This is a genomic window from Verrucomicrobiota bacterium, assembly GCA_021413925.1.
Classification (GTDB): domain Bacteria; phylum Verrucomicrobiota; class Verrucomicrobiia; order Chthoniobacterales; family UBA6821; genus UBA6821.
On record JAIOPL010000002.1, the window covers coordinates 176,554 to 193,414 of the forward strand.

General features: G+C 56.2%; 19 protein-coding genes. 7 read left to right on the plus strand and 12 right to left on the minus strand.

Translation table 11 applies throughout. From position 1 onward, the window contains the following. Positions 1 to 14: 14 nt before the first annotated feature. Together rdgB and K8R57_01635 are read left to right on the plus strand one after the other, a co-directional pair. Complete coding sequence (gene rdgB, locus K8R57_01630; protein ID MCE9586998.1) at positions 15 to 653, plus strand: RdgB/HAM1 family non-canonical purine NTP pyrophosphatase; 639 nt, start codon at positions 15 to 17, stop codon at positions 651 to 653. 3 nt (positions 654 to 656) lie between these two features. After that, positions 657 to 1,064, plus strand: coding sequence for a DUF1622 domain-containing protein (locus tag K8R57_01635; protein ID MCE9586999.1), 408 nt, complete (start codon positions 657 to 659; stop codon positions 1,062 to 1,064). A 45-nt stretch (positions 1,065 to 1,109) separates the two neighbouring features. Here K8R57_01635 and K8R57_01640 read toward each other — a convergent pair whose 3' ends face one another. Next, entirely contained in the window at positions 1,110 to 1,508 is a 399-nt protein-coding gene (locus tag K8R57_01640) for a type II toxin-antitoxin system VapC family toxin (GenBank protein MCE9587000.1), read from the minus strand. 5 nt (positions 1,509 to 1,513) lie between these two features. Beyond that, positions 1,514 to 1,753 carry a prevent-host-death protein gene (locus tag K8R57_01645; protein MCE9587001.1) on the minus strand — a complete coding sequence of 80 codons (240 nt, stop codon included), beginning with the start codon at positions 1,751 to 1,753 and terminating at the stop codon, positions 1,514 to 1,516. 67 nt (positions 1,754 to 1,820) lie between these two features. On the opposite strand from K8R57_01645, the gene K8R57_01650 reads away from it, so the two are divergent. Continuing rightward, on the plus strand, positions 1,821 to 2,318 hold the full coding sequence (locus tag K8R57_01650; protein MCE9587002.1) for a hypothetical protein: 498 nt from the start codon (positions 1,821 to 1,823) through the stop codon (positions 2,316 to 2,318). A gap of 3 nt (positions 2,319 to 2,321) precedes the next feature. Here K8R57_01650 and prfB read toward each other — a convergent pair. The 9 genes from prfB to K8R57_01695 form a co-directional block, all read right to left on the minus strand. Next, positions 2,322 to 3,474, minus strand: a protein-coding gene (prfB, locus tag K8R57_01655; protein ID MCE9587003.1) for a peptide chain release factor 2 whose coding sequence is annotated in 2 segments (ribosomal slippage) — positions 2,322 to 3,389 and positions 3,391 to 3,474 — 1,152 coding nt in all. Because the reading frame shifts where the segments join, the coding sequence is not laid out codon by codon here. 350 nt (positions 3,475 to 3,824) lie between these two features. Then, on the minus strand, positions 3,825 to 4,178 hold the full coding sequence (locus K8R57_01660) for a septum formation initiator family protein (protein MCE9587004.1): 354 nt from the start codon (positions 4,176 to 4,178) through the stop codon (positions 3,825 to 3,827). A 10-nt stretch (positions 4,179 to 4,188) separates the two neighbouring features. Beyond that, the gene (gene eno / locus K8R57_01665) at positions 4,189 to 5,475 is read right to left on the minus strand and encodes a phosphopyruvate hydratase (GenBank protein MCE9587005.1); all 1,287 of its coding nucleotides are present in this window, start codon (positions 5,473 to 5,475) and stop codon (positions 4,189 to 4,191) included. A gap of 68 nt (positions 5,476 to 5,543) precedes the next feature. Next, the gene (locus K8R57_01670; protein MCE9587006.1) at positions 5,544 to 7,415 is read right to left on the minus strand and encodes a GreA/GreB family elongation factor; all 1,872 of its coding nucleotides are present in this window, start codon (positions 7,413 to 7,415) and stop codon (positions 5,544 to 5,546) included. Between the two features lie 59 nt (positions 7,416 to 7,474). Further along, positions 7,475 to 8,128, minus strand: coding sequence for a phosphopantothenoylcysteine decarboxylase (locus K8R57_01675; protein ID MCE9587007.1), 654 nt, complete (start codon positions 8,126 to 8,128; stop codon positions 7,475 to 7,477). Beyond that, on the minus strand, positions 8,128 to 9,138 hold the full coding sequence (locus K8R57_01680) for a hypothetical protein (GenBank protein MCE9587008.1): 1,011 nt from the start codon (positions 9,136 to 9,138) through the stop codon (positions 8,128 to 8,130). Before K8R57_01680 ends, K8R57_01675 begins: the two co-directional genes overlap by 1 nt. Beyond that, positions 9,135 to 9,902, minus strand: coding sequence for a 1-acyl-sn-glycerol-3-phosphate acyltransferase (locus K8R57_01685; protein MCE9587009.1), 768 nt, complete (start codon positions 9,900 to 9,902; stop codon positions 9,135 to 9,137). The genes K8R57_01680 and K8R57_01685 overlap by 4 nt, the downstream gene beginning before the upstream one ends. Positions 9,903 to 9,936: 34 nt before the next feature. Beyond that, entirely contained in the window at positions 9,937 to 10,719 is a 783-nt protein-coding gene (locus K8R57_01690) for a uracil-DNA glycosylase (protein ID MCE9587010.1), read from the minus strand. 59 nt (positions 10,720 to 10,778) lie between these two features. Continuing rightward, a complete protein-coding gene (locus K8R57_01695; GenBank protein ID MCE9587011.1) occupies positions 10,779 to 11,711 on the minus strand; it encodes an RluA family pseudouridine synthase in 933 nt (310 codons plus the stop codon). A 168-nt stretch (positions 11,712 to 11,879) separates the two neighbouring features. On the opposite strand from K8R57_01695, the gene K8R57_01700 reads away from it, so the two are divergent. Both K8R57_01700 and K8R57_01705 read left to right on the plus strand, forming a co-directional pair. Then, the gene (locus K8R57_01700) at positions 11,880 to 12,809 is read left to right on the plus strand and encodes a serine/threonine protein kinase (protein ID MCE9587012.1); all 930 of its coding nucleotides are present in this window, start codon (positions 11,880 to 11,882) and stop codon (positions 12,807 to 12,809) included. Positions 12,810 to 12,905: 96 nt separating this feature from the next. Next, entirely contained in the window at positions 12,906 to 14,183 is a 1,278-nt protein-coding gene (locus K8R57_01705; protein ID MCE9587013.1) for an adenylate/guanylate cyclase domain-containing protein, read from the plus strand. 7 nt (positions 14,184 to 14,190) lie between these two features. On the opposite strand, the gene K8R57_01710 is transcribed toward K8R57_01705, so the two are convergent. Further along, positions 14,191 to 14,523, minus strand: coding sequence for a hypothetical protein (locus K8R57_01710; GenBank protein MCE9587014.1), 333 nt, complete (start codon positions 14,521 to 14,523; stop codon positions 14,191 to 14,193). Between the two features lie 334 nt (positions 14,524 to 14,857). On the opposite strand from K8R57_01710, the gene ruvA reads away from it, so the two are divergent. Both ruvA and K8R57_01720 read left to right on the plus strand, forming a co-directional pair. After that, positions 14,858 to 15,466 (plus strand): Holliday junction branch migration protein RuvA, encoded by a 609-nt coding sequence (ruvA, locus tag K8R57_01715; GenBank protein ID MCE9587015.1) that lies wholly within the window; start codon positions 14,858 to 14,860, stop codon positions 15,464 to 15,466. Next, positions 15,466 to 16,794 (plus strand): hypothetical protein, encoded by a 1,329-nt coding sequence (locus K8R57_01720; GenBank protein ID MCE9587016.1) that lies wholly within the window; start codon positions 15,466 to 15,468, stop codon positions 16,792 to 16,794. The genes ruvA and K8R57_01720 overlap by 1 nt, the downstream gene beginning before the upstream one ends. Positions 16,795 to 16,861 lie beyond the last annotated feature (67 nt).

A 16,861-nucleotide genomic window follows, 5' to 3' on the forward strand; every position in this document is an offset into this window, starting at 1 on the left:
AGTAGGAAATGTTTATGGAATCCGAAAACATCCCTTCCGCCAAGCCGAGTCAGCACGAAAAACCAGAGATTCTTCTGGCCACCCGAAACAAGCATAAGACCCGGGAGATCCAAACCATGCTCGGGGAGGGGGTCATCGTGACCGATGTGACCTTGCACGCACATCTGCCAGAGATCGAGGAAACGGGCATTACCTTTGAAGAAAACTCCAAGCTCAAGGCCGAGGGGATCTCACGTCATGTGTCAGGAATCGTTTTAGCCGATGACTCTGGGCTCGAAGTCGATGCCTTGGAAAGGGAACCGGGAGTCTACTCTGCGCGCTATGCCGGACCCGGATGTACCGATGAGGCAAATACCGCACTGGTGCTCAAAAAGATGAAAGGATTCCCCGATGAGGTCCGTACGGCGCGGTTTCGTTGCGTGCTGGCAGTGGCCGAGAACGGTGTGACCCTTGCAACCTTCGACGGAACCGTGGAAGGAATTCTCGCCCATGAAGTGAGGGGAGAGGGTGGATTCGGCTACGACCCAATCTTCATGCCGATTGGTTACAAAGAGTCCTTTGGGGAGCTTTCATCCGAGATCAAACATAGCATGAGTCACCGCAGTAGAGCGCTTGCACAGTTCCGAGAGTGGTGGCAGAAGAGGGGCATCTGATTCATGGAAGCTTCCGACACATATTCCAATGTTCTGGGTTTGATTGTACATATCGCCGACGGGATCGGCGTGGCTGTGCTAGTAGCAGGACTCTTGCTTGCGGCATTCCTTGCCCTGCGGACATGGCACAAGACGGGCGACGGAGCCAAGGCCTACTCCGTGCTGCGGCGTACGCTCGGCGGTGGAATCCTGGCCGGTCTGGAGGTCTTGGTGGCCGGTGATTTGATTAGGACCGTAGCAGTCGATCCGACCATGAATAATGTGATCATTCTCGGGGTGATCGTCCTGATCCGGACATTCCTTTCATTCTCTCTGGAGATCGAGATCGAGGGAACGCTCCCATGGCATCGTGCTTTCACGCAATCGGGCGTTTCCGTGATCACCGATGCCGTGAAGAAGTCGCGAGAATAGAGTCTAGGGAATAACTTTCAGTCCGACTGCCTTAGCCAAGCCCCGCTAACGCTTGTCAAAGGTGAGCAAGGTCTTTGCCCCGCCCTCAAGGGCTACAGCCACATGCACCAGATCGATCGTTCGTTGGCCATCCTGCGAGGAGTATCTTTCGCTCAATTCATCTGCTCCCCGGAGAACATCCGGCCAGTCGATGGGTGAGTGAACCAGCAGTCCTTCCTTAAGATCCTCCTCAATACGACGGAAGGCCGCTTTACGCTCATCCTGATTGATAAGTCCTTTTGCCGCTATATTCCGGAGGGCATTTCTGACTTCAATCCGGTGAAGTGCCGTGAAAACCAGCGGGCTTGCCAACTTGCTCATGATGGAACAGGCCTCGGCACTGTTCGAGTCATTGCAGACAAGTGATACTAGGAAACTGGAATCGGGATAGTAGGCCGATAACATGGCCTTCAGTCCCTGAGATCAGACCAGATTTTCGTGCTTTCCCTTATCGAGATGCCTTTTCCCAGAGGTGGGTGATCCTTGAAACGGGCCTTCCAATCAGCGGTAAGGAGTTTTTTAGGCGTGGCTGGAGAGAGCGTAGCAAAGACTGATCCATGACGCGTGATGGAAACCAATTCTCCACCCTCGATCCACTTCGCCACATCGGCGAAGTGATTCCTGAGGTCACGAATGGAAGCTGTTTTCATGTGATACAGATTGTATCACGCGATAAATGAAATGCAAGGGGTGGAGAAGGGGGTAGGATTTCAACAAATGAGACGCTTGATTGATTTCTGGGCATTACTCTCAATCGTCGTCGTCTTTGGAGGTGCGCTTCTTGGCGGCGTGGGATGGTTTCTCCATCAGGGCAGGAAATTCAGGGAGCAAAAAGAGAAGCTACTCACCGAACTTCATGATCAGTTGGAGAAAAACCCGGCGATCGAACGCGCTGTGACGTTCTTGAAAGGATCAGACTTCGAGAAGAAGTTGGAACATCTCCTTACACCCGAAGCGCTATTAATCACGGAAGCAGAGGTTGCTCTCAAACGAGACCTCGATGCACTCTTCGGATTGCTAAACCGCATCGCCCAAGCTGTCTCGATCACCAAAATCCTTACCCGTGAAGAGACTGAGGTCTTTAGCTGGTACTTCCGGTTACTTCAGCATCACCCGATCTTGAGTCAGTACTTCTACAACTCCGGATTCCTGGATCTCTGGGACTTCGCCCAGTCCTGGATGGAAAAGTTGAGTGGAGACGAGACTGAGATTTAAAAACTAAAGATCGTCGTCGGAGTCGTTGCTTGTCCCCTTCTTCACGCCGCGCAGTTTCGCCTCAATGAAGGGGTCGATTGCTCCATCCATGACCTCCTGTACGTTGCCTGTTTGAACGCCAGTGCGGTGGTCCTTGACCATCTGATAAGGCTGAAAGACATAGGAGCGGATCTGACTGCCCCAGGCGATCTCACCCTTCTCGCTGTACTGGCGGTCGATTTCTGAGCGCTTCCTGTCGGCTTCAAGTTGGTAGATCTTAGCCTTGAGCAACTGGAGAGCCTGTTCACTGTTTTTTCCCTGACTCCGCTGTGCCTGACAGGCAACGACAATTCCCGTGGGTATGTGGCGAAGGCGGACGGCGGTTTCCACCTTATTGACGTTCTGTCCTCCTTTGCCGCCTGAGCGGAAGGTGGAGCGTTCGATATCGGCAGGGTTGATCTCGATGGGGGCGTCCTTGATCTCGGGCGTCACATCGATGCTGGCAAAGGATGTGTGGCGGCGCTTTGCGGAGTCAAAAGGAGAAATGCGGACAAGACGGTGGACGCCGCGTTCGGCTTGGAGGTAGCCGTAGGCAAAATCTCCCGTCACTTCGAGGGTCACTGACTTGATGCCTGCTTCATCACCCTCCTGGATATCGACAACGCTGGCGGTGAAGTCACTGCGCTCGATCCAGCGCTTGTACATGCGCATGAGCATGTCAGCCCAGTCGCACGATTCGGTGCCACCCGCCCCCGAGTTGATGGTGAGGTAGGCATTGCTTTTGTCGAACTCTCCGGAGAGGAGTTGCTGGAGTTCGAATCTTTCGATCTCGCCGGTCAGTGCATGGAATTCCTTGAAGACTTCGTCCGCGGCCTGAGCCTTCGCGGCGGGGTCGGGATCCTCCATGGCCATTTCCTTGAGGATCTCAAGATCACCGACACGCAGCTCCAACTGTCCAAGTGGGCCGAGTTTTGCCTTGATGGACGAGACCTTTTCCATGTCCCTCTGGGCCGACTCGCGGTTATCCCAGAATCCCGGTTCCGTCATGCGGCCTTCGATGGCCGCGAGTTCAGCGGCTAATGCGGGAGCGTCAAAGAAACCTCCTGAGCGAGCCGAGACGATCGGCAAGCCCGGAGGCATCCAGGGTGGTTAGGTCGATCTGAGATTCGGAAGACATTGGTAATGAAGGATCAAACCTGAAAGATGAAACCTGAAAAAGAATAAAGGGAGCGGGTAATACCAATGACCATCAGAAATAACACTCTACGGCTGGTTCTTTTGGCGTGTGGCAGTGTCGTCATCGCTCTGGTTACCTGAAGGTAGCCATCACTCTTCCTCCGTGCCACCCACCAAAACTCCTTCGCCGCTAAAGTGCCATTTCTACCTGTTATTGGTATAAGGATTGATTTGGAGTTAAAAATCCTCCGAGGGAAAAATTATCGAGCTTAGCGTCTATTGGCTTTAACTCCCTTCAGGTCTCAGCTTTCAAGTTTCACCCATCGAAGGGACCTGCTTTGCAGCCCCTTCTCAGGAGTGCGTTTTGGCGCTGCTCAGGCGGAAGATCGTCTCGCCATCTTTCATGAGATCAAGGCGATCGCGCGCAATCATCTCGAGATACTCTTTGTCGGTCTGGAGCAAATGAACCTCCTTCTCGTGCTCAGCGGTTGATTTCTTCAGCTCTTCGAGGCGTGCAGTCTGGCCTGCGAGATCATGCTTCATTGAGGAGAGTCGGGTCCACTCTGGATAGAAGGTGAATCCGGCAATCAGTAAGGCACAGACAACGATCAAACCAAAGACGACGCGCATCGCTGTCGGAAGGAATTCCGACTGCGAGCGGCGACGCGAATTTGAATTCGTTTGGATGACGTGACTACCCTGCATCAACGATTTACTAGCACCTTAGCTTGCCGCCGTAAACAGCATCTTCACCGAGTTGCTCCTCGATGCGAAGAAGTTGGTTGTACTTGGCGACGCGGTCGGTGCGGCAGAGTGATCCTGTTTTGATTTGGCCGGCATTCGTGGCGACGGCGATGTCGGAAATTGTGGTGTCCTCGGTCTCGCCGGAGCGGTGACTGATGACGACCGTGTAGCGGTTCTCCTTGGCAAGCTCAATGGCGTCGAAGGTCTCGGTCAAGGAGCCGATCTGGTTCACCTTCACAAGAATGGAGTTGGCCACTCCCTTGTCGATTCCCTTGCGGAGAAACTCTACATTCGTCACGAAGAGATCGTCCCCGACGAGTTGGATCTTGTCACCGAGAGCCTCGGTAAGGAGTTTCCAGGTCGCCCAGTCGTTTTCGGCGCAGCCATCCTCGATCGAGATGATTGGGTACTTGCCGCAGAGCTTCTTGTAGTAGGCAACGAGTTCGGCACCGGAGCGGCGGCTGCCATCGGATTTCTTGAAGACATACTGCTTCTTGGTGGCGTCGTAGAATTCGCTGGAGGCGACATCGAGGCCGATCGCGATCTGCGTTCCGAGCTTGTATCCGGCCTTCTCAACCGCGAGGGAGATGGAATCGAGGGCATCCTCGGCCCCCTTGAGCTTGGGGGCGAAGCCACCCTCATCCCCGATGGCTGTGGAGAGACCGCGGTCCTTCAGCACACCCTTGAGGGCGTGGAAGACTTCGGTTCCGGCACGGAGAGCCTCGGAGAAGGTGGGGAGCCCCTTGGGGATGATCATGAACTCCTGGAAGTCGATCGGCGCGTCGGAATGGGCGCCGCCGTTGAGGATATTCATCATTGGGACAGGCAGTACCTTGGCGTTCGGACCGCCGAGGTATTTATAGAGAGGGAGTCCGAGTTGGGCGGCGGCAGCGCGAGCGACGGCCATAGAGACGCCGAGGATGGCGTTAGCGCCAAGCTTCTTCTTGGTCGGGGTGCCATCCAGCTCCCTCATCACGTTGTCGATGGTGATCTGGTCCAGGGCATTGTATCCTACAAGCTCCGGAGCGATGTGATTGATGACATTGCCGACGGCCTTGCTCACACCCTTGCCTAGGTAGCGACCCTTTACGTTGTCACGGAGTTCCACGGCCTCATGCTCTCCTGTGGAGGCTCCGCTTGGGACGGCGGCGCGTCCTATGGCTCCACCGGCCAGGTGGACGTCGGCTTCGAGTGTTGGGTTGCCGCGGGAATCAAGGATCTCACGGGCGTGGATGGCTGTGATGGTTGTGTCGTTCATGAATTTGGAAGTTAGGAGTGGGTAGATGGAAGTTTAAAACGGTTCAAGAAAGTGTTGCGCCCGAAGTTCTAGGAGGTGGTTCCCTCAGTGGATCCGAGGGCGGCTAGGTCGGTAAAGGGTTCGATCGAGACTATTTTCATGGAGCGGGTGCCCTTGTCTGCTGGGAGATCGATGACCTCGCCGATCTTTTTACCGAGCAAGGCTTTGCCGATGACGGCCTGATAGGAGACCCAGCCCTTATCGGGAACCCCGTCCCAGGCTCCCAGGATGCTGTAGGTTTCAGCGGATCCGCCTTTCGATTGCTCCACGGTCACCACGGAGCCAATGGAAACGGCTGAGGTATCGACATTCTCGAAGTTCGTGCCGCGGGAGTTATTAAGCATGAGCTCAAGCTCTCCCTTCTGACGGTTGAGAACTGCTTGCTGCTCCTTGGCCGACTTGAACTCGAAGTTCTCGCGCAGATCCCCGTAGGAACGGGCGGTGGCGATGTCGCGGATATTCTGGGGAATAAGTACCTTCTCGATGTGCTCTAGCTCCTCCTTGCGACGCTGAAGGCTGGCCCAAGAGACGACGAGACTCTCGGCGCGCTCGGAGGGTGCCTCCTGATCCCCAGTGACCAGAGATTCGAGTTCGGGATGGATTTTAAGGATGCGGGCCAGCAGGGAGCGCCTATTCAGATCCGCAAAGACGGGGCTGAGCATGATCTTGCGGAAGGCCTGACGTGCTGAGTCGCGCTCGGCCTTGCCAAGGAGGTCGGCCACGAGATCGCGATCCTCAAAGAGGAACTCCTCAAGGCGCTTGCTCTTGATATCGGCGTGGAGATCAGCCTCCATGGCCGCGAGAATGGCGGCGAAGAGTTCCTCGTCGATGAGTTCGGGGAGCGTCTTGGAGCGATCCTTGCAGAGCCAGAGGACATAGTCGGAGCTGGCGGAGCGCTCACGAATCAAGCGACGGGTATGTTCTGCAAAAGCCTCACGCTTTCCCTGGGCCACGAAGAGTTTGAAGATCTCGCCGCTCAGGCGGGGCTCGGAGGTGCGGGTGAGACGGAGCACCTTCTCCTCCCAATTCTCGGGGAAGGCGATTGGGAAAGCCTCGAGGACTCGCCCATACTTGGCGGCTGGGATTTCTGCGAAGATTTCGGTCAGCTTGGCTGGTGAATCGGCTAGGAGTGACGCGATGCTGGCCGCCTCGGGCCCTGGCTTTAGGGATTCGTGCTTGGCGCAAATCTCGTCACGGATGATCAGAAGCTCGATCGCCTTGGCGGCGTGGATCCTGCCGCCTCGCTTGGCTGCCTCTTCAACCTCGGTGGCTAGGGAACGGAGTTCCTCCACTTCCTTGGCGAAGTCGTTGAGTGATTTGAGTGCCGTGTCGAGAGCCGCGACCTGCTCCTTTGGGTGGCGTGCCGCACGGAACTCGCCGATCAGGCGTTCGTGAGGATTCTGGGAGGTCTCCTGGAGGACAATCGGCTCCCCTTTCTTTGTCGGAATTAGGAAGTGACCGTCGGTCTTGAGTTTCTTCTTGGCGGCATCAAACCACTTCTTGAAGCCAGTTGCATCGAAGACGGAAGGAACCATCGTTGCCGCGATCTCGTCGGCTGTCGCCTGGCCCCCGTGATCTGCAAGAATCGAACGGACGAGCCCTACCGGGTCGGAAGCAGCCTGATCCCGGACTGCTGCGGCATTGGTCGCCGCCCGTGCGAGGATATGCTCCGAAGGGATGTGGGTGAGGGTCTCCGCGGCATACTGGAGCTGCATCGGGTGTCCCTTCTTGGTGCCGAAATCAATCGTGATCTGGCCCGTGATCAATTCCCAACCGGCGATCTTGCCAAATCCCCAGCTGCGGTGGGTGCAGAAGGCCCCGGGAGAGAGTTTGGAAAGGGCTTCGGCGGCGGCGGCGGTGATTTTACCGGCGTCGATGTAGGGATTTAGGTCTTCGATCATGAGTGCGCGGAGTCTAGAGAGACCCGTGCTTTTAAGAAAGGAGATTCAAGTGAAAAGACTTATTCTGAATCGTTCTGCAAACTCTTCGCCAGATGATCGCAGAGCGTTTCGCGGTCCGCTAGATGCGTGAGTTGGCCTGATTTTGAAAGCACACCGAATCCTTCGCCGTAGGAGGGACCATTGACGATGCAGATATCGGTGTCGCATTGATGAAGTTGAGTGATTCCCGCGGCCACGGCTACCTCTTGGTCGCCAGAGGCTTCAAATTTCCACCCAGTGATCATGGCCGAGGGGAACCAGCCTCGCATGAGGGGGAGAAGTTTAGGGGTCGGCTCCAAGGTGAGTGTAAGAGAGCCTTTGGAGGTTGGGATTTTTCCCGTTCCCGCAGAGGGCAGGAAAAAGTCACTCACGGCAGCCGCATGGAAGACCCCGGTGATTGGGTGCTTTTCGGCCGAAAGATTCTCCAAAACGGCTTTCAGATCTGCAGTGCTGACAAACGGAATGACCTGTTCGCAGTGCTTTAGGAGCTCGGTGGATTCGGCCGTCGAGCCGACTCCCCTCAATGCGATTACGGAGTGACCGGATTCAATAAGTCGGAGTGCCAGCAGGGTGCCGAGATTTCCGGTCGAGCGGTTACTGATAAGACGCATAGCGTCAAGAGGCTCTTGTGTTGGGCCGATGGTGACGAGGAGAGTGGGATTCTGTGTTTTCATTACTCCGATTCGGACATTACGGGATGGTTCATGAATTGCTCTGATTCTTGGAGAGCGCTTCTCATGGCATCATAACCGAAGTGCCCCTGATCGACCTGCCGGTATCTGGCTCCTCCCCAGGAATCACAAAGGCTTCTGAGGGATGCTGGAGAGGAAAGTCGGTCATATTTCCCTCCAATGATCGTGATGCGATCCGGTGGGGTGAGGGGAGTAAGCCGTGCTGGTGAACTCAGATGAGCATGTCGGTCGAGGGCTTCCGGATGGATGTCGTTGCGCTTCAGAAAACCGGCCATCATGCGGCTGGCTGGGCTTCCGAAGGTTGCATAATTCACGTCAGCCACGGGCTGCATCAGAACACTGAAATCGGTTTTCTCAAGCGACAAGGCTAGCGAGGCAACCCAAGCTCCATAACTGGTCGCGAGCAGGGCGATCCTCCGCGATCCCCGCTGACGTGCCCAGGCCATCAGCTGACGTAGCTCAATGACCGATTGTCTCAGGGTCTCCGCGTTTCTGATAAGGTCGGCAGTGATCGTCAGGGCGCCATTGGCATATCCCCTCGGTCTCCTACTGTAATGGAAGGGCAAATGAGGAAACAGGACATTCCAACCCTGTTTGTTGAAGCGGGATGCGATCCTCCGGTAGCCGTAATCATTGGCCGACATGAGCGCATGCATGAGGATGATCGTAGGTGCTCCATGCGGTGTCTTTGGGTTAGCCGTTTCAAAGAGGTGAGCACAGGCAGTGTTATTCTCAGGATATTTTTCTGGTCGTGGCGTCTTCCATGAGAGGCGGTGGCCATCCCGCCTCCAGTCGGGCGGGGTTAATGTCCGGTTTTCATCTGGTGTTGCGTAGTAGCTCTGGTGATCGTGTTCTTGGCATTCCAGCAGATATTCCTCCAACCGTTCGCGAGTGACTGCATGGTGGCGAAGACGCCATTGTGCGGTGTTCATTAGGGCGCACATGATGGCATCCATGCCCGCATGGGCGGTGCGGTTGATCAGTGATCTCATGGATGGATTCCCTTTCTAGCCTGCGGGGTCTGGGGAAGATCCTCTTCGGAGAGGTTGAAACGGGCTACGGCCTCCTCCTTGAGCGAAATGAAAGCCTTCGAGAGATCCGCCGCGAAGCGCTCTCTGACTCCTGGTTGCCGGGCATCCTCTTTTGGCGGTTCAATGGTATCCCCAATGATCAGATAAATGGTGGTTCGACGGAGCCAGTTGTCCGGTTTGTAGAGGAGATCGCTCCCAATTAGGGCGCAGGGAACAACGGGTGCTCCCGAGTGGATGCTGAGCATGGCAAGGCCCGGCTTCATGGCGGCCCCGTTCAAGATTGACCACTCCCCAGCCCTTATGCCCCCTTCTGGAAAGATCCCGATCACCCGCTCATCGGCGAGTCGATGGAAGGCCTGCCGAAGCGCCGTGCGGTCAGTTCCGCCTCGGTCGACGGGAATACAGTTCAACCAAGTGAAGACCCTCGCCGACCAGCCGGCTCCGAAGAGCTCCCTCATCGCCAGCCAGTCGAGACGACGTGGAAAAAAACCACTCAGGATGGCGGGATCAAAGTGGCTGATATGATTGGAGGCCATGATGAGAGAACCTCGGCGGGGAACTGGAGCCAGTTCGACGACCTTCACCTTGCAGGTCAACGAGTAGAGGATCCTGCAACCCGTGATGACGAGCCAATGAAACAAGGTGCGAAATGCCCGTTCGAGAAATAAACCGCACGAGTGGGGAATCCTCTCTCTCATCCTAGCTGATGGCGTGACGGGATTCACCGGGCTGATGAAGCACTATCGGTTCCCTCTGACCCTAGGCCTTCTCGAGGAAGTAGCCTTGCTGCTTCGTACTGATAGGGCGACCAAGCTTTTCAAGGACGAGCAGCATGTCCTCCCAGACTTTCCTCTTCTCGGCGAGAGTCTGATTTCTCAAGAGATAGGCGGGGTGGTAGGTCGGCATGAGCGGCACTCCCTGATAGTCGAGCCATTTGCCGCGGACATCACGCATCGTGCAGGGTTCTCCCAGCAAGCCTTCGACGGCGGTCAGGCCGAGAGCGACAATGACCTTGGGTTTGATGAGTTCAATCTGTTGTGTCAGCCACGGAAGGCATGTGGCCATCTCTGCGGGTTTCGGTTTTCGATTGCCGGACTCTCCTGCCGGCATGTCGGGTCGGCATTTCAGAATATTGGCGATGAAGATGTCATCGCGGGTATACTCCATGGCCCCAATGATCTTGGTAAGCAATTGACCGGCCTTGCCGATGAAGGGTTCGCCACGGAGATCCTCTTCTTCACCCGGTGCCTCCCCGACGAAGAGGAGCTCCGCGAAGGGATTGCCGACACCGTAGACCACCTGGGTGCGGCTGGTCACGAGGTGGGGACAGCGCGTGCAGGTTAGGATGCTTTTCTTCAGGATCTCCAGCTTGGCAAGGCGTCCATCGTCCTTAACTGAAACAATCGGGGTGACGGGATGTGATGGCTTGATCGTTTCCCTAGCGGTTTCCGTGGGTTTTTCAAAGGAGGGGGGGAGCGAGATTCTCAGATTTTCAAGGCTTGTCCTGGTGGCCTTGGGTTTGACGCGCAGATTCTTGGTCATGGACTGGAGAATGGGTAGGGTTGCGTCCAAGGCTTCCTGAAAACCGTCTGATGTCGCACTCATGCCCGAGATGATGACTTTGAAGCCGGTAGGGGAACGAGATCAAAATCAGAGGGAAGTGGAGCTTCACAGCAGAGTGGTTCACCGGTGCGGGGATGCTGGAACTCAAGTTTCCATGCATGAAGGAGATGGCGTTCGAAGCGGTCTCGTTTTCCGTAGAGGGGATCTCCTGCGATCGGGTGTCCCAGACTCTGAAGATGGACACGGATCTGGTGGGTTCGCCCTGTGTGAGGCATGCAAGCAATGAGCGTCCAGCCGTCACGCGTGGAGAGAAGCTCGTAGTCTGTCACGGCATCCCGTCCCGAGGGGGCCCGACGGGGCGTCATCTTCTGCCGCTGAACCGGGTGACGGCCTATCGCCAGATCGATGGTTCCCTTCGCGTGGCGCGGCCTTCCCCGGATGATGGCAAGATAAGTTTTCTTCACCTGACGGTCGGCGAACGCCTGGGAGAGCGCCGCATGGATCTGATCGTTCTTGGCTACGACAATGCAGCCGCTGGTTTCCTTGTCCAGACGATGGACAATACCTGGGCGATGCTCCTCGGAACCCGCCGAGAGGGAGGCTCCGTGATACAGGAGGGCATTGACGAGAGTGCCATCCTCATGGCCAGCGCCTATATGCACGACCATGCCGGCCGGCTTGTTGACCACGAGGAGATCCTCATCCTCATGCAGGATTTCTAGGGGGATGTCCTCGGCTCTGGCTCCTGCTGGTGGCTTCGGCGGCTCCTCCTCGACTCGAAAGAGATCGCCCGGCTTCACCTCTTCATTGTTTTTGACTGGTTCTCCACGCAGGGTAACTCTTCCCGATTTCACAAGGGACTGGATCTTGGAACGCGAAAAATGAGATAGATGGCGGACCAGGACCATATCGACCCTCTGGTGGCTATCCTCGTCGGATGCAGTGATTTCGTGGACAATGGGTTCGGTCATGGGTGTTGCGGCTGGGTCACGGGTGAGTTTCCTGATCCGAGTCGCTTGAAGGATGAGGGTTTCCGCCATTAGGGTCAATGGATGTCGTCGGCCACCCCAGAGCATTCCGAGGAACCATGTCCCTCCTGCGGGGTGATACTGGATACCGCAGGGGAACCCAGTTTCTCCATGGTTCGCTGTCCCCGATGCTGCTCCGAAGTTAGGGTCAGGAGAAGGATCGGCCCGTATGAGCTCCTGGAAATCGCGGGTCGGGGTGGAAGCGGTCGGGTTTTCCGGGCGCGTTGTGTAACGGAGAATGCAGGGGTAGGTGACGTGGCACTCAAGGTGCTCGAAAGATCAGCTCCCGATTACGAGGAACATCTGGTGATGCTTCGTAATGAGGCGGTTTGCGCCCGATTGCTGGATCATCCCGGGGTTGTGAAAGTTCTCAACTTTGAGGAAGACTCGTCCGGGGCGCGTCTGGTGATGGAGTTCATGGGGGGAGGCTCTCTCCATGAACGAATCGGTCCGTCGGACTCAGCTTTAAGTCGGCTCGACGAGGGAAGTGTCCTTAGGGTCGGAATTGAGATTCTCGATGCTCTTGCGGCAGCTGAAGCCCAGGGCATCGTGCACCGTGATCTCAAACCCGCCAATATTCTCTTTACCGATGACGGAAGCGCCAACTTAGGGGATTTCGGTCTTGCCCGTAGCATTGCTGCACAGCCCGTTGCTCAGTCCCATCTTCTCGCCACTCCTGATTATGTGGCTCCCGAGATACTGGAGGGTCTTCCCGGTGATTTTCGCTCCGATCTCTATGGGCTTGGATGCTGTCTCTACCATGCGCTGACTTCCGCTCCCCCTTATCAAACGGAAGGGCTCTCAATACCGGAGTTGCTGGATCTCAAGTCAAAACCTATTTCCCTTTCTGGGATGGACGCCTCCCCGACTACGAGAAAGCTCCTGGCCAAAATGACCGATCCCAATCCCGGGAAACGCTTCGCTTCTCATGCCCAGGCACATAGGGAAATGCTCGCCGCCTTCGGTGCGCGAGAACGAAAAGTGAGGGGGCTCGGGGAGTTGATGAGAAATCTTCTCACGGGTAGGATTCATAAACGCTGAAGCGTTTCCCTTGATTACCACTGTTCTTACTGAAAATGTACCTACCCGTGCGCAATCATCCGTCTCCATCACAACAACAAGGCTGACACGATTGATATGAGGCTGCTGAAATCATTCCTGATCCTCCTGTTTGCCACTGCAACGGTCGTTGTTCTTCTTCATCTTGTTGGCGCATTTGTTGGTGCCGGGACCGTGTGGCAAAACCTGATTCATGCCGCATCCCTGCATCCCTCTGCAAATGGACTGCCATTGCTTCCGCTGATTCTGGCGTTGCTTCTTGTTCCCGCTTCCCTCTGGATTGGCATCGGATCCAGCCTGAGAGAAATGATGCTGCTAGCGCTTGCGGCTCTACTACTCCTGCTGGGAGGTTCGCTCGTAGCCTCCCTTTACAACTCGTACCTGAATCCTGTGCCGTGTATCGCGGCCCTCCTTCTTTCAGTGATTGCGATTGCTCTTTTCCGAAGAACCGAGGCGGGATCCAGAGAGCCCGTACTGCGGCGTCTTTTTGGTCAGCGACTAAGGCCCGAGATCTTCCGGCAACTTGTCGAAGGGGAATTGTCCGTCGATTTTCCCGGCGAGATGCATGAAGCCTCTGTGATTGTCTGCTCTGTCCATAACCATGTCGAACTCATGGAGGTGCTGAAGCCGGAGGATTATGTCGCTTTGATGAATCTCTACTTACGGACGGCCTCCGACTTTCTGGTCGATATCGGCGGTTACCTTGACGAGTGCTCAGGTGAGAGTATCCGGGTCGTCTTCGGAGTCCCGCTCCCGCCCTCGGGAGTTCTCAACCATGCGGCAAAGGCTGCCCGTGCGGCAATCGATCTGGTGTCGCGGCTCGAAGAACTCAATCGTGAATGCGACAACCGCTGGCAGCAGCGCCTGGATTTTCGCATGGGGGTGAACTCGGGGCCCATGATCGCTGCCGCCTACGGGGGTGCCAGATTGGGGCGTTACAGCGTTTCGGGCCCTGTGGTGGATTTTACACGTCATCTCTCCGCGGCCTGCGCTCAGTATGGATGCCGTATTCTGAGCGGTCCGTTATCCTATGAGATGGCTTCTGAAACCGTGGAGGGCCGCCCCATTGATCTTCTCCAGCGTGCCGGCAGCCGCCGCCGCGTCGAACTCTATGAGTTTCTTGCCCCGAAGAACTCTCTCTCTCCTGAGAGGGAGCGCAGTCGCGACCAGTTCTGGAAGGGGGTTATTCTTTTCCGTGAGCGCAAGTGGGAAGAGGCAATCAAGGTCTTCGCCTCGGCGCGGATTCCAGGCATACCGGACAGGGTGCTGGATTATTATCTGGAGCGCGTCGAGAGGGCCCGCCGCGGCGACGATGAACTGACGCCCGAGCAGGCGTTGCTGGCGGAAGCGGTCTGATTTAGGCTCACTGATCGTCGGGATCGACGGTGCCGATAGCCCTCATTCCTTTTTTGGAAAGTTCAAAGAGTTCCGTGGAGACAGGTTGAGGCGAGATCAGATAGTCGTCGTGAATCGCCTGGATCATCTCTGGAAGTCGGTTTGCCAGCTTGGGGAAAACGTAGATTTTAGTGCGGGATGGTATGGCCACAATCAACTCTGGCCCGAAGATCGCACTGAAGCGGCGGAGAAATCCGGGATTAAGGATGCAGGATGCAAGTCTTGGATCGTCCAAACTCATCACCGCCGCCTGGATCACCTGATGGGCGTCGCGCACCATCAGCGGGTTCAGGGTGGCCATCAGAAGGGAAGTGTCCTCCCGGGATTCCTTCAGGAAGAGATCCCAAGCTTCCTGTGACCTCCCGGCATCCGACCCCAGGGGGGTCACTTCGCTGTGTATGCTGACGTGGGCGGGAAAGAGCAGGGTTCTTTTCGACCCAGGAAGAAAACGGTGAATCGGCGGACGATCAAAGTAACCTCCCAAGAGCAGGGCCGGAGTCTCCTTTTTGTCGCTTCCATGAAGCCGGTGAGATGCTCCCAGGAAAACTAGTATACACAGCAGCAAGACTGGAATCCCCCGTGGGAACGACAAGCTCTGGTCTTTAACGGCTAAGATGGGTAGAAAAATGGGTATTATGATCACTTTTGTCGAAGGGATACTGGAAGATGTGCTTCCGAACCAAATCGTCGTCAATGCTGGTGGAATCGGCTATCAGATTCTCATCCCCTTATCGAGTTACAGCAAACTCTCCTCCACGGGAGCCAGAGTTCGGGTGCTGACCCATCACCATGTGCGCGAGGATGCTCAGATCCTCTACGGTTTTTCCTCCTCCGAAGAGCGCGACCTTTTCCGTCTACTCATGGCTCATGTCTCAGGTATCGGCCCGAAGCTAGCCCTCGCCATCCTGAGTGGGATGGAAGTCGGACATTTCAAATCGGCCGTGGTCACTTCCGATATCGCGGCGATTTCGAAGATCTCCGGAGTTGGAAAGAAAACCGCCGAGCGGGTCGTGCTGGAACTCAAGGACAAGCTCGGAGTGGCTGCGGAATGGGAGGCGGCAAGCCGTGGAAATGCACCATCGGGCATCGAGCGCCATCTCCACGATGCCGTGCTGGCCCTGATATCGCTTGGGTACAAACAGGTCGATGCCCACAAGGCTGTGAAAGCCGTGATGACCAAGCTTTCGGCCGATTCCTCCGCCGAGGATGTGGTGCGTGAGGCACTCAGGAATCTTCTCTCGTGATGGCCCTCACCCCCACGACGAAACCTGCTCCAGTCGCGCTTGAGGAACTGCGTCGCCGTGTTCCGGAGGGCGAACTCTTCGCCGGGAAGGAATGGCGATGGGCTCCTTCGCCCTACAGTCTGGATGCCAAACTCGCCCGAGAGCTTGAATCCATGGGCCACCGTCTACTCCAGTTCGCAGAGGCCTGCGATCTCCTTTACAGGCAGAGCGTCGACGGGCGTCAACCCTCTTGGATCGCGGAGCTTCTCGATCGGGGAAAGCCTCCAGAGGTTGTTGCGCTTGGCAGGAATTCCGCCTTCCGTGGCCAAATTGCTCGGGTGATCAGACCCGATCTCATCCTCACGGAGGAAGGATTCTCGATCTGCGAACTCGATCAGATCCCCGGGGGGATCGGCCTCACCGGATGGTTGAATGAAACCTACGCATCCTTCGGCTTCGACGTGCTCGGAGGCCCTGAAGGGATGCTCGAAGGATTTTCCTCGTTGCTACCTGGGGGAGAGATCGTTGTTTCCGAGGAGGCTGACACTTACCGACCCGAGATGGAATGGCTGGCTGCGCGTCTCACCAGAATGAGCCTGGAACGGGGAGGAAATCTCCTTTGGAAAGTTGCTGATACCTCTTCACGCGATGAATGGAGTGGCAATATTTACCGCTTCTTCGAGATGTTCGATCTTCCCAATGTGCCTTGCGCTGAGAGCCTCTTCCATAATGCCTGCCAGGGACGTGTCTCTGTTACCCCTCCGCCCAAGGCGCAGCTTGAGGAGAAACTTTGGATGGCACTCTTCTGGATGGCTCCGCTCCGTGAGTTCTGGATGCGTCAGCTCGGTGAGCGTGGAATGCAATCCTTGCAAAAGTGGATCCCCTATACCTGGGTGCTCGATCCATGCACGCTTCCCCCGAACGCTGTCTATCCACGGCTTGAGATTCAGAATTGGAAGGAGTTGGGAGCCTTCAGCCAGAAAGCCCGTGATCTCATCATCAAGATCAGCGGGTTCGACGGCCGTGCCTGGGGTGCGAGGGGCGTCTCGCTAGGATCCGATCTGCCGCGTTTCGAATGGGAAGCAGTGATCGAGCGTGCGTTACAGGAGTTCCCGGAACATCCCTACATCCTTCAGGAATTCCGTCATTCTATCCTCACAGATCAAACTCTCTACGATGCCGACGGGAACCTCACCACGATGAAGGGGCGCGCGCGCCTGAGCCCCTATTTCTTTGTGAACGACGGAAAAGCCACGCTTGGGGGTATGCTTGCCACGGTATGTCCTGCCGATAAAAAAATCCTACACGGGATGAGCGACGCCGTGATGGTTCCTGTTGTGGCGGGCTGAGTGAGGGAAAGCCGCCCGGCTAGATCTTAGATCTCAGGTCACAATCTAAGCGTTCTGATTATGGACG

Excerpts from the sequence above, each read along its gene's own strand:
- rdgB (MCE9586998.1), top strand. The coding sequence starts at position 15 with ATGGAATCCGAAAACATCCCTTCCGCCAAGCCGAGTCAGCACGAAAAA.
- K8R57_01635 (MCE9586999.1), top strand. The coding sequence starts at position 657 with ATGGAAGCTTCCGACACATATTCCAATGTTCTGGGTTTGATTGTACAT.
- K8R57_01640 (MCE9587000.1), bottom strand. The coding sequence starts at position 1,508 with ATGTTATCGGCCTACTATCCCGATTCCAGTTTCCTAGTATCACTTGTC.
- K8R57_01645 (MCE9587001.1), bottom strand. The coding sequence starts at position 1,753 with ATGAAAACAGCTTCCATTCGTGACCTCAGGAATCACTTCGCCGATGTG.
- K8R57_01650 (MCE9587002.1), top strand. The coding sequence starts at position 1,821 with ATGAGACGCTTGATTGATTTCTGGGCATTACTCTCAATCGTCGTCGTC.
- K8R57_01660 (MCE9587004.1), bottom strand. The coding sequence starts at position 4,178 with ATGCAGGGTAGTCACGTCATCCAAACGAATTCAAATTCGCGTCGCCGC.
- eno (MCE9587005.1), bottom strand. The coding sequence starts at position 5,475 with ATGAACGACACAACCATCACAGCCATCCACGCCCGTGAGATCCTTGAT.
- K8R57_01670 (MCE9587006.1), bottom strand. The coding sequence starts at position 7,415 with ATGATCGAAGACCTAAATCCCTACATCGACGCCGGTAAAATCACCGCC.
- K8R57_01675 (MCE9587007.1), bottom strand. The coding sequence starts at position 8,128 with ATGAAAACACAGAATCCCACTCTCCTCGTCACCATCGGCCCAACACAA.
- K8R57_01680 (MCE9587008.1), bottom strand. The coding sequence starts at position 9,138 with ATGAGATCACTGATCAACCGCACCGCCCATGCGGGCATGGATGCCATC.
- K8R57_01690 (MCE9587010.1), bottom strand. The coding sequence starts at position 10,719 with ATGACCAAGAATCTGCGCGTCAAACCCAAGGCCACCAGGACAAGCCTT.
- K8R57_01695 (MCE9587011.1), bottom strand. The coding sequence starts at position 11,711 with ATGACCGAACCCATTGTCCACGAAATCACTGCATCCGACGAGGATAGC.
- K8R57_01700 (MCE9587012.1), top strand. The coding sequence starts at position 11,880 with ATGGTTCGCTGTCCCCGATGCTGCTCCGAAGTTAGGGTCAGGAGAAGG.
- K8R57_01705 (MCE9587013.1), top strand. The coding sequence starts at position 12,906 with ATGAGGCTGCTGAAATCATTCCTGATCCTCCTGTTTGCCACTGCAACG.
- K8R57_01710 (MCE9587014.1), bottom strand. The coding sequence starts at position 14,523 with ATGGCCACCCTGAACCCGCTGATGGTGCGCGACGCCCATCAGGTGATC.
- ruvA (MCE9587015.1), top strand. The coding sequence starts at position 14,858 with ATGATCACTTTTGTCGAAGGGATACTGGAAGATGTGCTTCCGAACCAA.
- K8R57_01720 (MCE9587016.1), top strand. The coding sequence starts at position 15,466 with ATGGCCCTCACCCCCACGACGAAACCTGCTCCAGTCGCGCTTGAGGAA.